This window comes from Paenibacillus sp. FSL K6-1217 (assembly GCF_045040735.1).
In the GTDB taxonomy this organism is placed as follows: domain Bacteria; phylum Bacillota; class Bacilli; order Paenibacillales; family Paenibacillaceae; genus Paenibacillus_AQ.
Genome location: NZ_CP150271.1, coordinates 1,637,313 through 1,650,582, shown reverse-complemented (window position 1 = coordinate 1,650,582; position 13,270 = coordinate 1,637,313). Strand labels below are relative to the sequence as shown.

14 protein-coding genes are annotated in these 13,270 nt (G+C 52.0%); 10 read left to right on the top strand and 4 right to left on the bottom strand.

The annotated features are described in order from the left end of the window. Nucleotides 1-98 precede the first annotated feature (98 nt). The 4 genes from MHH28_RS07055 to MHH28_RS07040 all read left to right on the top strand — a co-directional run bounded on the left by MHH28_RS07055 (nucleotide 99) and on the right by MHH28_RS07040 (nucleotide 2,847). The gene (locus tag MHH28_RS07055) at nucleotides 99-779 is read left to right on the top strand and encodes a succinylglutamate desuccinylase/aspartoacylase family protein (RefSeq protein WP_405113385.1); all 681 of its coding nucleotides are present in this window, start codon (nucleotides 99-101) and stop codon (nucleotides 777-779) included. A 190-nt stretch (nucleotides 780-969) separates the two neighbouring features. After that, nucleotides 970-1,350 carry a GntR family transcriptional regulator gene (locus MHH28_RS07050; protein WP_405113383.1) on the top strand — a complete coding sequence of 127 codons (381 nt, stop codon included), beginning with the start codon at nucleotides 970-972 and terminating at the stop codon, nucleotides 1,348-1,350. Next, nucleotides 1,347-2,216: an ABC transporter ATP-binding protein gene (locus MHH28_RS07045; RefSeq protein WP_405113381.1), complete on the top strand. Its 870-nt coding sequence runs from the start codon at nucleotides 1,347-1,349 to the stop codon at nucleotides 2,214-2,216. Before MHH28_RS07050 ends, MHH28_RS07045 begins: the two co-directional genes overlap by 4 nt. After that, nucleotides 2,209-2,847, top strand: a complete 639-nt coding sequence (locus tag MHH28_RS07040; protein WP_405113379.1) for an ABC-2 transporter permease — start codon at nucleotides 2,209-2,211, stop codon at nucleotides 2,845-2,847. The genes MHH28_RS07045 and MHH28_RS07040 overlap by 8 nt, the downstream gene beginning before the upstream one ends. Before the next feature lie 91 nt (nucleotides 2,848-2,938). On the opposite strand, the gene MHH28_RS07035 is transcribed toward MHH28_RS07040, so the two are convergent. Next, the gene (locus tag MHH28_RS07035) at nucleotides 2,939-3,301 is read right to left on the bottom strand and encodes a ribosomal protein L7/L12 (protein WP_405113378.1); all 363 of its coding nucleotides are present in this window, start codon (nucleotides 3,299-3,301) and stop codon (nucleotides 2,939-2,941) included. 205 nt (nucleotides 3,302-3,506) lie between these two features. Here MHH28_RS07035 and MHH28_RS07030 point away from each other — a divergent pair, with 205 nt between their 5' ends. Then, entirely contained in the window at nucleotides 3,507-4,460 is a 954-nt protein-coding gene (locus tag MHH28_RS07030; protein ID WP_405113376.1) for an NADP-dependent oxidoreductase, read from the top strand. Here the strand turns inward: MHH28_RS07030 and MHH28_RS07025 are convergent. Further along, complete coding sequence (locus MHH28_RS07025; protein WP_405113374.1) at nucleotides 4,457-5,038, bottom strand: TetR/AcrR family transcriptional regulator; 582 nt, start codon at nucleotides 5,036-5,038, stop codon at nucleotides 4,457-4,459. The genes MHH28_RS07030 and MHH28_RS07025 overlap by 4 nt on opposite strands. Nucleotides 5,039-5,221: 183 nt before the next feature. Here MHH28_RS07025 and MHH28_RS07020 point away from each other — a divergent pair, with 183 nt between their 5' ends. Further along, the gene (locus tag MHH28_RS07020; protein WP_405113372.1) at nucleotides 5,222-5,416 is read left to right on the top strand and encodes a hypothetical protein; all 195 of its coding nucleotides are present in this window, start codon (nucleotides 5,222-5,224) and stop codon (nucleotides 5,414-5,416) included. Here the strand turns inward: MHH28_RS07020 and MHH28_RS07015 are convergent. Beyond that, nucleotides 5,384-6,184 (bottom strand): helix-turn-helix domain-containing protein, encoded by an 801-nt coding sequence (locus tag MHH28_RS07015; RefSeq protein WP_405113370.1) that lies wholly within the window; start codon nucleotides 6,182-6,184, stop codon nucleotides 5,384-5,386. The genes MHH28_RS07020 and MHH28_RS07015 overlap by 33 nt on opposite strands. 134 nt (nucleotides 6,185-6,318) lie before the next feature. Here MHH28_RS07015 and MHH28_RS07010 point away from each other — a divergent pair, with 134 nt between their 5' ends. Both MHH28_RS07010 and MHH28_RS07005 read left to right on the top strand, forming a co-directional pair. Next, complete coding sequence (locus MHH28_RS07010; protein WP_405113368.1) at nucleotides 6,319-8,097, top strand: glycoside hydrolase family 2 protein; 1,779 nt, start codon at nucleotides 6,319-6,321, stop codon at nucleotides 8,095-8,097. Between the two features lie 125 nt (nucleotides 8,098-8,222). Further along, nucleotides 8,223-8,696 (top strand): C40 family peptidase, encoded by a 474-nt coding sequence (locus MHH28_RS07005; RefSeq protein ID WP_405113366.1) that lies wholly within the window; start codon nucleotides 8,223-8,225, stop codon nucleotides 8,694-8,696. An 82-nt stretch (nucleotides 8,697-8,778) separates the two neighbouring features. Here the strand turns inward: MHH28_RS07005 and MHH28_RS07000 are convergent, their stop codons facing one another. Further along, nucleotides 8,779-9,609, bottom strand: coding sequence for a MerR family transcriptional regulator (locus tag MHH28_RS07000; RefSeq protein WP_405113364.1), 831 nt, complete (start codon nucleotides 9,607-9,609; stop codon nucleotides 8,779-8,781). Between the two features lie 109 nt (nucleotides 9,610-9,718). On the opposite strand from MHH28_RS07000, the gene MHH28_RS06995 reads away from it, so the two are divergent. Both MHH28_RS06995 and MHH28_RS06990 read left to right on the top strand, forming a co-directional pair. Next, a complete protein-coding gene (locus MHH28_RS06995) occupies nucleotides 9,719-11,461 on the top strand; it encodes an ABC transporter ATP-binding protein (protein WP_405113362.1) in 1,743 nt (580 codons plus the stop codon). Further along, on the top strand, nucleotides 11,448-13,265 hold the full coding sequence (locus MHH28_RS06990; RefSeq protein ID WP_405113360.1) for an ABC transporter ATP-binding protein: 1,818 nt from the start codon (nucleotides 11,448-11,450) through the stop codon (nucleotides 13,263-13,265). The genes MHH28_RS06995 and MHH28_RS06990 overlap by 14 nt, the downstream gene beginning before the upstream one ends. Nucleotides 13,266-13,270 lie beyond the last annotated feature (5 nt).

Below are 13,270 nucleotides of genomic sequence, written 5' to 3'. Positions count from 1 at the left end.
CCGCAGCCAATCCGCATACATTACAGAATAAGCGTTGCCGTTGTCACGATTCTGCAGGATGTGAATACGGCATCAGCCAGGGCGGAGGTGAAAACGCAGTGTTTGTCGAGAAGCATATGCTGGCAGCAGGAACTCCCTATGCTACACCTTACTATGTGATAAGCAGCGGTATTCCCGGACCTGTATTTATGATGATCTCCGGTATCCACGGCAATGAACCGGCTAGCAGCCGTGCCGCTCAGGGCATCGCCAGCCGGCTCAGCCGGGGAGATCTGATTCTGCGCTCCGGGAAGCTGATTATCGTCCCGCTGGTGAACCAAATCGCCCGGCGCAAGGGAATCCGCGGGAAGCCTGACCTGAACCGCACCTTCCCGCGGGGACAGGGAACCCCGGCCAGTCATCCGTTGTCGGCAGCCGTGTGGCAGCTTGCCTTGCGTAACCGCCCATCCTGGGTGCTGGATCTGCATGAGGCGAACGGGCTGTCGCAGCTGAATCCGAAGCGGGTAGGCCAGAGCTTGATCATCAGTCCGGCCAGCCGGGCGGAGGGGCTGGCGAAGCAGATCGTGAAGCGGATGAATCTGACGATCCCCCATAGAGCGTACCGCTTCAATATACATTACAGGGAGCGTGCCGGAACTTCCCGGATGGCCTTTCAACGCCTGCTCGGTGCCAGAGCCGTTACGGTCGAAACCTGCTGGAGCCTGGATTACGCCATGAGGGTAAGAATGCAGACTGAGATCGTCAGTCATTTCCTGCGGTCTCAGGGAATGATCGGCTGATTTCCATGCTGATTTTCAGAGGGAATCAGCACCTATGCCGGAGTATTCTCACTGGACAGCACCTTAGGCCTTGTGCCTCTTGGTGTGTGCTCCAGTACATAACGCAACAGGGTTGACACAACTGATCATAGTGTATATATTACATATATACACTAAATACAAAGAACACAAAGGAAGCTGATGCTGCTGCATGAATATTGTGATATCAAGTACATCCGGTGAACCGATCTATGCCCAGATTGTCGGACAGGTCCGCCAGATGATTCTGCAAGGCGAGCTAATCTCGGGTACGCCGTTGCCGTCGATCCGTTTGCTGGCCAAGGAGCTGCAGATCAGTGTCATTACTACGAAGCGGGCTTATGAGGAGCTGGAGCGGGAGGGACTGATTAACTCGATTGTCGGCAAGGGCTCTTTTGTATCCGGGGCTGACCAGGAGTATATCCGGGAACAGCGGCTGCGGATGGTGGAGGGCAAGCTGAAGGAGATCATTGACGAGAGCAGACAACTCGGTATGGAATACGCCGAACTGGCGGAGATGCTGAAGCTGCTCTATGAGGAGGAACAGGAATGAATCATGTCATTCAATTAGACCATGTAACCAAGAGCTATGACCGGTTCGAGCTTAAGGATATTTCGCTAGCCATCAAGGAAGGCTTCATTACAGGGCTGATCGGCCCGAACGGTGCAGGCAAGACCTCGCTGATCAAGATGATGATGGGCTTAATCTCGCAGGATCAAGGCGACATTCTAATGTTCGGCCAGAATAACCGCCAGGAGCAGGCAGCGATTCGGGCGCGGATCGGCTACGTCTCGGATGAGAGTGTCTATTATGAGAATATGACCGTGAAGCAGATGAAGAATATTATCGCTCCGTTCTACCGGGAGTGGGACAACGATACATATCTGAAATTTCAGGAGCTGTTCAAGCTGCCGCCAGGCAAGAGAATCAAGGACCTGTCGAAGGGGATGAAGATCAAATTCTCGCTGGCTGTGGCTCTGTCCCATGGCGCCGATCTGCTGATTATGGATGAGCCGACCTCGGGACTTGATCCGGTGTTCCGCCGGGAGATGCTGGAGTTGCTCAGTGACCACATCCAGGACGAGAAGAAGTCGATTCTGTTCTCCACTCACAATACTACGGATCTGGACCGGATTGCCGACTACATTGTGTTCATTAACGACGGGCGGATTGTATTCCATGAGATGAAGGAGAGTCTGAGTGAACACTACCTGCTGGTTAAGGGCGGGAAGGAGCTGCTGGACCGGGATGTCCGGCGGTGGTTCGTCGGCATTCGTGAGAACGGGCTGGGGTTCGAGGGCCTGATCAGCAACCGGGCGGAGGGTGAGCGTTACTTCAAGGACACGGCACTCTGCGAGACGCCTACACTGGAAGAGATTATGTATTTTACGGTAAAAGGAGCTGAAGCGAATGTCTAATTCTATCGCTCTGATCCGTAAGGACTTCATGCTCTGCCGGAAGTTCGTATTGCTGCTGATTCCCTATTTTATCCTTATGCTATATTCCAATGCAGAAGCCTATGTAGTCTTCGCTTTGTTACCGGCACTGCTGCTGTTGATTAATGCCTGCACCATTGATATGCAGCATAACAATCTGAAGTTTCTAGTGTCGCTGCCTGTCCCCAGGCAACAGCTGATTCAAGCCAAATATCTGACGCTTATTCCGCTCTCGCTGTTCAGTCTCATCTGTACCCTCATTATGTACTTGGTAGCTCTGTCGTTAGGCAAGCTGGACGAACCGCTGCGCTGGAGAGAGCTGGGATTGGTTACGGCGGTCATTCCGCTGCTGGCTTCGTTCTATCTGCCGCTGTATTACTGGCTGGGTCAAAAAGGGATGCAGATCGTCAATTTCATTTTTATGATGGTGCTTATGCTGAATTTCACAGCTTTGGGCAACTTGAATAAAGATTTTCCGGGTGTTATCCAATGGATACGGACCGGCAAAATCGAAAATATACTGCTCCTCGTTATCGGCGGGCTCGCGTACCTGGTGATTATCTATAGCTCCTACCTGATTTCCTCTAAAGTTTTTATGAACAAGGATATTTAGCTCATTATTTATGTATCCGTCGTATCCCCAAAAAGCCCTCAAGCCTCCAAAATCCAGCGGAGGCTTGAGGGCTTTTTTCTATGCTGTTCAATCAGCGGAAGTTCCCGCCCCGTTCCAGGTTCTCTACGAAGTCCTTGGCTTCCTTCAGCCCCAGATTCCGCGCTTCGCGCATAATCTTGATCGCCTGAATCTTCTTGCCTTCGGCCAGCAGCAGACGGATTCTCCGTTCCAGATCCGGTGCCGGCTCCGGGTTCTGCACGAACATGGGCGCAGGAATATGTGGGGTTCGGCTGAAGGAGGGGTCAGCGGGCATTCCTCCGTAAGGATCTCTTTGGTTGAGCCGGGCTTCCAGCTCGTTCACACGCCGCTTCAGGCTGAATACGCTAAGCATGAGCAATAATACCAGCACCAGCGCCAGAATGGCGACGAGATCGATTGTATCCATATAATCCATAGGTAGTCTCCTTTCAGTAGCAGGTTATCATCGAGGATGCCAGTGCCATTATAATCTACTACCCCTTAGAGAGAAGAATGAACACAACAGGCCTGATTGTTGATTGTTTGCGCAGGACAGGGGCTCTACAATAAATAACAGGAACAGCATTTCCCTTGTTCAGACAAGTGCGGCTGGTTCTCAATTTATTGGAGGAGTGAACGCAATGAACGAAGCTGCACATATGAAGGCAATACGGATACATCAATTTGGAGGGATAGACCAGCTAAGGTATGAGGATGCACCGGTTCCCGCTCCGGCAGCGGACGAGATTCTGATAAAGGTGGCAGGGACGGCCTTCAATTCGGCAGATGTCAAAATCCGCAATGGCTACCTGCAAGCCTTTTTCCCGCATGAGTTTCCTTACATTCCTAACATTGAGGTATCAGGTACGGTAGAGGCTGTAGGGGCGGAGGTAACGGACTTTCAACCGGGGGATAAGGTCTATGCTGCGCTGGATATGTCCCGGGACGGCGCGGCCGCAGAATATGTGGTCACCAAAGCGGAGTATGCTGCGTTCGCTCCAGCCTCACTGGAGCTATCCGATGCAGCCGCGCTCCCGATTGGCGTCTTAACCGCCTGGCAGGGGTTATTCGATCACGGAAATCTCCCGCAGGGCGGGCGTGTGCTGATTGCCGGAGCCGCAGGCGGGGTTGGCAGCTATGCCGTGCAGTTCGCCAAGCAGCACGGGGCCTATGTCATCGGCACTTCCTCAGCGGCCAGTATGCCCATGCTTCAGGAGCTGGGAATTGACGAGATCATTGATTACACCAAGGAGATCGTTACAGACAAGTTGAAGGACAAGGTGGATCTGATCCTTAATCTGTCGCCCGAGAGCACAGAGGTTCTCAATACATGGCTTCCACTGCTGAAGGAGGGAGGCGCGCTGGTCTCGGCGGTGAATCCGGCGGACGAAGCGCTGGCCGCGCAGCTTGGTGTTAAGGCACACCGGCTCTTTGCGCAAGCGGACCGCGCACTGCTGACGCGGATTGCCGAGTTGGTGGACGCGGGTAAGCTGAAGCTCTGGATTACCGACCGTTTGCCGCTGGCCGAGCTGGCTGCCTCACATGCCATGAGCGAGGCCGGCAAGCTCCGCGGCAAGGTACTGATTACGGTTTAAGCCCTCGGGATCAGCGTAGCTTGCATGAATAAGACCTCATTATAGATCACCGCGAGCTCCTCCGGAGTATAAGGCATCCCGCTGTGCAGCCATTCTTCCGTAATCCCGAGAAAAACCGCGGCGGAATGGGCAGCAAGATACTCCGGCGGAACCGCCGGGTGGTCGGCAAATACACCATTCATCTCCAGCTTCCGGTAGAAGCTGCGCTTGACGACCTCCCGTAATTGCCCCGGAAATCCCGCCTCCCCCTTAGCTCCGAGAAATAAGCGGATGCGCTCGCCGTGCTGCTGGAGGTACTTAAGAATATGCACCAGCGGCGGATAAGGCAAGCCCTTCAGATAATACTCCGACATCTCTTCGCGCACGATTTTGACAACCATCACCTGCTCCAGGCCGCTCAGTATTTCACGCTGAAGCTGCTCCAGCAGATCGTATTTATCCGTAAAATGCAGATAGAACGTTCCCCGGTTAATATGTGTTCTAAGCGCCAGATTGCGTACGCTCACCTTGTGAAAGCCTTCTTGCTCCATGAGCTGGAGGAAGTTCTCCTCAATCAATGCCCGGGTTCCTGCTGACATTATTTCATGTATCGTATCGCCCACGCTATTCGCCTCTTCCGTTAACTGCTGAATATCAAGCTCTATCTATTAAAAATAGGATATTCCCAGCTAAAATTCAAATGTATACTGCCATAATAGCCTTTTCGCATCCCATAAATGTGATTAAATGGTGTATAATTATGGAAAAGGGAGGCGATTCTCATGACTGAATTCTCTAATGGCGGCGTACCCCCTATCCAGTCGAATGACCCCGGCGGGCACAAAGCCAATCATGACGTCAATGCGCAGAAGCTTCATCGTGAAGGGCCTTTGGGATTCTGGCGGCAGATCTCTGATCTGGTAATTGCAGTTGCTATTCTTGCATTAATTGTTGTTGTGATCATGTGGGTTGTGTGATCTGTACTCACTTGGCGTTTGGCCGGTGAACTTCTTGAACTGCCGCATGAAATGCACATCGTTCTCGTAGCCGCAACTCGCAGAGATCTGGCTGACGGTATAGGTGGTGTTCTTCAGCAGATAGGAGGCATGCCCCAGCCGGCTCAGGATGATGTCGCTAACGGCCGGGATGCCGAAGAACTGCTTGTAGATCTGCTGGAAATAAGACGGGCTCATGTTCATCCGCTCCGCCAGGTCTTGGACGGAATGCCAGGTGGAGGGGGAGCTGAGCACTTCGTTTCTCAGGCTCAGGAACGCATCATAGTATTTGCTGATCGGCGGGCGGGCTTCCACATGATTACGGATATCGCTAAGCTTCATGAACAGGCAGCGCAGAATGGAGTCGATAATCTCCTGGCGGAAGCTGCCGTTTTGCAGATTCTCCCAGTGCAGCTCGTTTACTTTGCGGGTGATATAGAGCGGGTCATGGGCCTTCATTAAGGTATCCAGCGGAAGCTTCAAGTGCTCAAACCAAGCACCCGCAGACTCCAGCTCAAAATGGAACCAATCATGCACCAGCGGTAGTTCGGCATCTCTGTAGAAATATTGGCTAGTCTTGTTATAGATGATATAGGTATTCGGTTCAGCATACACACTCCGCGCCTGAAGCCTCAGCTCCATTCTGCTGCGAAAGAATATGAAGACATAATCGCCGGAGCCTTCCGGGCGGTCTATTGTCATGCCCTCGGGATGAATTACATTCGAACCGCAACGCTTCAGGGTGATCATATACAATTCCACCTTTTTGGATGATAGATCAGTCAATAGATAGGATAAATCATTTTCTTTCCCGGAACAAGGGAGTACTCTGTGTTAGACCCTATAGAGAATACTTCAGTAACGAGAGAGAGGATAATCCTAAGATGACTACAGCAGCTACGAAATTCTATACTCCTGACTACCCGAGACCCCAATTTGTCCGCAGCCAATGGCTGGATCTGAACGGGGAATGGGATTTCTGCTTCGATGACGATAATGCAGGCGTTGCCGCACGCTGGATGGACCATTTTCCGGCCACACATACGATTAACGTTCCATTCTCCTATGAGACATCGGCCAGCGGCATCGGTGAGGAGACATTCCATCCCCGAATTTGGTACCACAAGCATCTGGTCCTGTCCCCGGAGGCAGAAGTGAAGCGCACCGTGCTGCATTTCGAAGGTGTGGACTATAAAGCGGTCTGCTGGGTGAACGGCGGCTATGCAGGCGAGCATGAGGGGGCGTATGCCCGGTTCTCGTTCGATATTACCGATCTGCTGCGCCCTGAGGGCGGGAATGAGATCGTGCTCATGGTGACTGACAGCGACAGCTGTCTACAGCCCCGGGGTAAGCAGCGCTGGGCGGGCCGGAACCACGATTCGTTCTATGTGCAGACCACAGGCATCTGGAAAAGTGTCTGGCTGGAGCATGTCCACGCCACCCGGCTGGATTCAGTGAAAATGACACCCGACATTAACCGTCAAATGATCCGTTTCGACTACCGTGTACACGGCCTGACAGATGCTCGGGATCTTAGGCTGGAGACCGAAATTACGTATCAGGGCGAACGGGTAAATAAACTCAGCCTGTCGGTGGACAGGGCATGGATGAGCGTGGAGGTCAGCATGACGGGCGGCATTAACGGGCCATGGCTGCAGAACCTGTGGTCACCGGAGCATCCGAACCTTTTTGACATAGAGTTCGTGCTCTATGCGGGTGAACAGGAGATTGACCGGGTCGGCTCTTACTTCGGCATGCGCAGCATCTCGATCAAGGACGGACAGATCCTTCTGAACAACATCCCCCTGTATCAAAGACTGATCCTGGATCAGGGCTACTGGCCCGACAGCCATCTGACCCCGCCGTCCGAAGACGCGATGATTCAGGATATTGAGGCGATTATGGAGATGGGCTACAACGGTCTGCGCAAGCATATGAAGGTGGAGGACGCCCGGTTCCTGTACTGGTGCGATGTCAAAGGTCTGCTGGTCTGGTCAGAGATGGCGGCTGCTTATGAATATAACGACGAGGCACTAGAGCGCTTTACTAGAGAATGGCTGGAGGTTGTGCAGCAACAGTATAATCATCCGAGTATCATCACCTGGGTGCCTTTTAACGAATCCTGGGGCGTGCAGAATATCCTTCATGACGTCCGGCAGCAGACATTCACGGAGGGCATCTATCTTTTGACCAAATCTATCGATCCGTATCGTCCGGTGGTTACGAATGACGGCTGGGAGCACACCGTGTCGGACATTCTGACGCTGCATGATTATGTGGAGCGGGGCGAAGCGTTATATGAAACTTATAAGGACAAGGAATCTATTACAGGCAGCAAGGGTACCTATAATGAATGGAAGTTTGCTTTTGCAGAAGGTTATAGCTATAAGGGGCAACCGGTCATCATCAGCGAGTATGGGGGAATTGCCTTCAAAAGTGAACAAGGCTGGGGCTATGGCCATCAGGTGGACAGCGAGGAAGCTTTTCTGGAGCGGTTCGGCAGCTTAACCCGTGCAATTCAGGCCATTCCGTTCATCTCCGGGTACTGTTATACCCAAGTGACGGACGTTCAGGATGAGGTCAACGGCTTGATGACTGCAGAGCGCGAACCGAAGGTGCCGCTGGAGCGAATACGGGAGATTAACCTGAAGCCGGGCATGTAAACTCTTTCAAAAAAACACCGTAGGGGTTGACGAACGGAGAATATTAATCTATCATTCATAATAGTTACAAAAAATTAATATTTGTCAGGCAGCATTGGCCGGCAAGAAAGGAGACTGAGTTCTTTTTGAAGAAAGGAATCGTGTGGCTTCTGGGTATTGTACTATTGCTATCGTTTGGATCTGAAAGAGTATCTGCGGATGACAGCTCCAGGCTTGACCAAGAGGTCAATGAAGTTATGGGAACTCCATACAAATGGGGAGGGACCAAGGCATCTGAAGGGTTCGACTGTTCCGGATTTATAATATACATATTTGGCAAGTTCAACTTAGATCTTCCGAGAACATCCAAGTCGCAAGCCAGTGCAGGCGATTATGTAGCCAAGTCCGATTTACGTCCAGGAGATCTGGTCTTTTTCGAAACCGGGGGCAATGGAATTTCTCATGCAGGCATCTATGTTGGCGACAACAAATTTGCTCATTCCTCCAGCAATAAGGGCGTGACGATCACCAGCCTGTCATCAGGTTACTATAAGGAACGCTATGTTACTGCCAGAAGAACCATTTCTGAGAGCATGTATGAGAAGATGACTGGAAATTAACTCGATTACTAATCCTATATTATAATCAAACGGCGACGTTGCCCTGGATCTACCGGGGCGGGTCGCCGTTTGTATTAGGAGTTCATGACTTGGCCGGCTCCTCGATATGCACCATCACCCGCACCAGATAGTCCTCAGGATGCTTCATAACGACTTCATCTTGCAGGAATTCCTCATAAGCATCTCCCTTAACAACATAATGATGCTTCTCCATGTAATCAAAAATCTGCGGATAAATCTTCTCGCTATCCTCATAATCAGCCCTGGTATAAGACACCAGATAGTAGCCTTCCGGCATATATTCCTGTTCATGATGCTGTGTAGCAATGAAGCTGAACAGATAGGAGATCATATCCCCGTCCCGCCTCAGCAGGTCCTCCTTACCGATAATGGCACCGGCCGGATATCCGGCCGGTGCATGCTCCTTATGCAGACGTTCCATGAAATCATCCCATAGCTCCTCGGTTAATTGCTGCCTGGATTCGTGAATACGGCGGCTGCGCAGGAGCGGCCTCCGGGCCTGGTGGATGACAACCATCCGGCTGGTGTCAACACTCAGAGAGTGCTCTATATTGTCTGCGCGCTGGAGGATCATCTGTCTGGCCAGGGTGAGCTTCACAATCTGCTGCTGCACAACCTCCTCCTGCTTTCGCAGAAGCTCCAGGGTGTTAACAGGAGAACGACGTTCCAGATACTCACGGATGTCCTCCAGAGACATGCCCAGCTCCTTGAAAATATAGATCACGCCAATCGTATCGAACTGGCTGCGGATGTAATACCGGTAGCCGTTGTCGGCTACGAAGGCGGGCTTGAATAAGCCGATCTGATCATAGAAAATGAGCGTCTTGCGCGGTACACGGGACAGCTTGGAAAAGGCGCTAATCGACATCAAATCATTCTTAGGTTTAGCCATCTTCATCTCCTTCTAAATGACAGGTTGACTGTATAGTTACTATACAGTTTATAATAACCTCTGTTCTTAAGGTTAATCAACTTGTTCACAACAAAGAAGGAGAATGCTTATGATCAGGAAGTTACTGCAAAGTGTGCGGGAGTATAAGAAGGATACATGGTTGACTCCTATATTCTTGCTTGGAGAGGTTGCCATGGAGGTGCTGATTCCCTTGCTCATGGCTGAGTTAATTGACGAAGGCATTACCGGGGGACAGATGAACCAGATCGTGAAGTATGGTCTGATTCTGATCCTGTTCGCTCTGGTCTCCCTGGTATTCGGTGCACTTGCCGGTAAACATTCGGCCACCGCGATGTCCGGCTTCGGGCGAAATCTGCGGGAAGACCTGTTCCGGCATGTGCAGCGGCTGTCTTTTTCGAATATGGACAAATTCTCGACCTCAGGGATCGTCACCCGGCTGACTACGGATATCACGCATGTGCAGAATGCATTTCTGATGATTATTCGGATCGCATTCCGCAGCCCGGTGATGATTATATTTGCCACGATCATGACCTACCGGATCAGTCCCGCTATCGCTGCCTGGTTTGTCGTCGTTGTTCCGGTGCTTGCGGCAGGGATGATGCTCATCTTGAAGTTTGCCTTCCCGGTCTTTGAGCGTGCCTTCGACAGCTATGATGCGCTGAACAAGGTCGTGCAGGAGAATGTCCGCGGTATCCGGGTGGTCAAATCCTATGTACGGGAGGAGCATGAGATTTCCAAGTTTCAGCAAGTGTCGCTGAGGATCTTTGCGCAGATGGCCAAAGCGGAACGCATCCTCGCCTATGAGCTGCCGCTTATGCAGGTGATTCTGTATGGGGTGATGCTGATCATCTCCTGGGTAGGAGCCAAGCTGGTGGTGGGCGGCAATATGACAACCGGAGAACTAACCAGTGTGTTCGCTTACTCGATGCAAATTCTGATGAGCCTGATGACGCTGGGGATCGTTGTAGTAATGGTCGCTATTGCCCGCGCGTCTGCCGGACGTATACATGACCTGCTGGATGAACAGCCGGACATCACAAGTCCCGGTTCCCCGGTCACTGAACTGCATACAGGCGAGGTGGAGTTCCGCAACGTGTCTTTCCGTTACTCCAGTAAGGCCAAGAAGGATGCATTATCGGGGATTAACCTCCATATTCGCTCAGGGCAGACAATTGGTATTATCGGCGGGTCGGGCAGTGCCAAGTCCACATTGGTGCAGCTCATTCCGCGGCTCTATGATGTTACCGAAGGCGAGGTGCTCGTTAGCGGAACGAATGTGAAGGACTATGATCTGCATGTGCTGCGGAGTCAGGTCGCAATGGTGCTGCAGAAAAATGTACTGTTCGGCGGCTCCATCAAGGACAATCTGCGCTGGGGGAATGAAGCGGCTACCGATGAAGAGCTGATCGAAGCCTGCAAGGCCGCACAGGCCCATGAGTTCATCACAGCCTTCCCTGACGGATATGATACCCGGCTGGATCAAGGGGGGACGAATGTATCCGGCGGGCAGAAGCAGCGGTTATGTATCGCCAGAGCTTTACTGAAGAAGCCCAAAATCCTGATTCTGGATGATTCGACCAGCGCAGTGGATACACGTACAGATGCTCTAATCCGGACCGTATTCAAGGAGAGTATTCCGGATACGACCAAGATCATTATTGCCCAGCGGATCGCGTCTGTGGAAGACGCAGATCAGATTATTGTGCTGGATGACGGAGAGCTGGCGGATATCGGGACCCATCAGGACCTTTTGAGCCGGAGTACGATTTATCAGGAAGCTTACAACACACAGACGAAGGGAGGGGAAGTACATCATGAACAACATTAATTATGGCAGAACGATTAAGCGGCTCCTGGCCTACTTTAAGCTCTTCAAGTTCAGAACCTCACTGGCCCTTCTGCTGGTGCTGGTAAGTTCTGCGGTATCTGTAGCTTCCGCTATGTTCCTGGGATTGCTCATCGATGACTTCATCACGCCGCTGCTGGGCGATCAGCATCCGGTATTTGACGCCTTGTTCCAGGCACTGGCCATTCTTGCTGTCATTTACGCCGCCGGTGTCCTCAGCACATTCATCTCCAAGCGGCTGATGATTACAGTCTCACAGCTGATTATGAAAAGAATCCGTGACCATCTGTTCGCTCATATGCAGAAGCTGCCGGTTAAGTACTTCGACCGCAAGGATCACGGAGACATTATGAGTCACTACACGAATGACGTAGATACACTCAATATGATGCTCACAGACGGATTGCCGCAATTGCTGTCCACGGTGGTGACGGTCTTAGTGGTGCTGGGCACGATGCTGTATCTGGATGTCCCGCTGACGATTGTAGTGGTATTAGGCGCACTGGTGATGCTATGGATTACCAAGAAGGTTGGAGGGAAGGCGACACACCACTTTTTCCGGCAGCAGGAATCTATCGGCGCACTGGACGGATATATTGAAGAAATGATTCACGGGCAAAAGGTCGTGCAGGTGTTCGGCCGTGAGCAACACTCCATCGAACAGTTCGCACAGCTGAATCATGAACTATTCGAGAATTCCACGACAGCCAACAAATATTCGAATATTCTGATGCCGGTGAACGCCAATCTGGCTACCCTAATCTATGTACTGGTGGCAATAGCGGGTGGGGCCATGTCGATCTCCGGCTGGAATGAAGGCTTGACGCTGGGAAGTATTGCGGCGTTCCTGAGCCTGTCCCGTAACTTCACGATGCCGATTGCTGAAATCTCCTCCCAGATCAATATGTTTGTAGTGGCGCTTGCAGGCGCACAGCGGATCTTCAACCTGATGGACGAACAGCCGGAAGAAGATCAGGGCCGCGTTACCCTGGAGCAAGACCCGCAAGGCACCGGATGGGCATGGCGGCTGGAGGATGGTTCCACAGTGCCGCTAGCCGGGAAGGTGGAGTTCAAGGAGGTAGGCTTCACGTATGACGGGAAGAAGCAGGTGCTGCAGGAGATTACTTTATATGCGGAGCCTGGGCAAAAGCTTGCTTTTGTAGGCGCTACAGGTGCCGGAAAAACGACCGTGGCCAACCTGCTGAACCGTTTCTACGATATCACGCAAGGTGAGATCATCTATGACGGCATCAATATACAGCGTATCCGTAAAGCGGACCTGCGCCGGTCCCTTGGTATCGTTCTGCAAGACACGCACCTGTTCTCCGGCACGGTGGCCGATAATATCCGTTACGGACGGCTGGAGGCCAGTGACGAGGAGGTTATGCAGGCCGCCAAGCTGTCTTATGCCGCGAGCTTCATCGAACGCTTGCCGGACGGATACCGGACTCAGCTGGACGGGAACGGAAATGGACTGTCACAGGGCCAAAGCCAGCTGCTGGCGATTGCCAGGTCAGCCATTGCCAATCCGCCGGTGATGATTCTCGATGAAGCGACCTCATCTATCGATACGCGGACGGAAGCCCTGGTACAGAAGGGGATGGATAATCTAATGGATCACAGAACCGTGTTCGTCATTGCCCACCGCCTGTCCACGGTAAGGAATTCCGATGCCATCATGGTGATGGACAAGGGACGGATCAGGGAGCGCGGGGATCATCAGCAGTTGATCTCAGAGAAGGGGATATATTATCAGTTATATACGGGAGCTTTTGAGTGGGACTGAGTACC

Coding starts and splice junctions, on each gene's coding strand:
- MHH28_RS07050 (WP_405113383.1), top strand. CDS start 970: ATGAATATTGTGATATCAAGTACATCCGGTGAACCGATCTATGCCCAG.
- MHH28_RS07045 (WP_405113381.1), top strand. CDS start 1,347: ATGAATCATGTCATTCAATTAGACCATGTAACCAAGAGCTATGACCGG.
- MHH28_RS07040 (WP_405113379.1), top strand. CDS start 2,209: ATGTCTAATTCTATCGCTCTGATCCGTAAGGACTTCATGCTCTGCCGG.
- MHH28_RS07035 (WP_405113378.1), bottom strand. CDS start 3,301: ATGGATTATATGGATACAATCGATCTCGTCGCCATTCTGGCGCTGGTG.
- MHH28_RS07030 (WP_405113376.1), top strand. CDS start 3,507: ATGAACGAAGCTGCACATATGAAGGCAATACGGATACATCAATTTGGA.
- MHH28_RS07025 (WP_405113374.1), bottom strand. CDS start 5,038: ATGTCAGCAGGAACCCGGGCATTGATTGAGGAGAACTTCCTCCAGCTC.
- MHH28_RS07020 (WP_405113372.1), top strand. CDS start 5,222: ATGACTGAATTCTCTAATGGCGGCGTACCCCCTATCCAGTCGAATGAC.
- MHH28_RS07015 (WP_405113370.1), bottom strand. CDS start 6,184: ATGATCACCCTGAAGCGTTGCGGTTCGAATGTAATTCATCCCGAGGGC.
- MHH28_RS07010 (WP_405113368.1), top strand. CDS start 6,319: ATGACTACAGCAGCTACGAAATTCTATACTCCTGACTACCCGAGACCC.
- MHH28_RS07000 (WP_405113364.1), bottom strand. CDS start 9,609: ATGGCTAAACCTAAGAATGATTTGATGTCGATTAGCGCCTTTTCCAAG.
- MHH28_RS06995 (WP_405113362.1), top strand. CDS start 9,719: ATGATCAGGAAGTTACTGCAAAGTGTGCGGGAGTATAAGAAGGATACA.
- MHH28_RS06990 (WP_405113360.1), top strand. CDS start 11,448: ATGAACAACATTAATTATGGCAGAACGATTAAGCGGCTCCTGGCCTAC.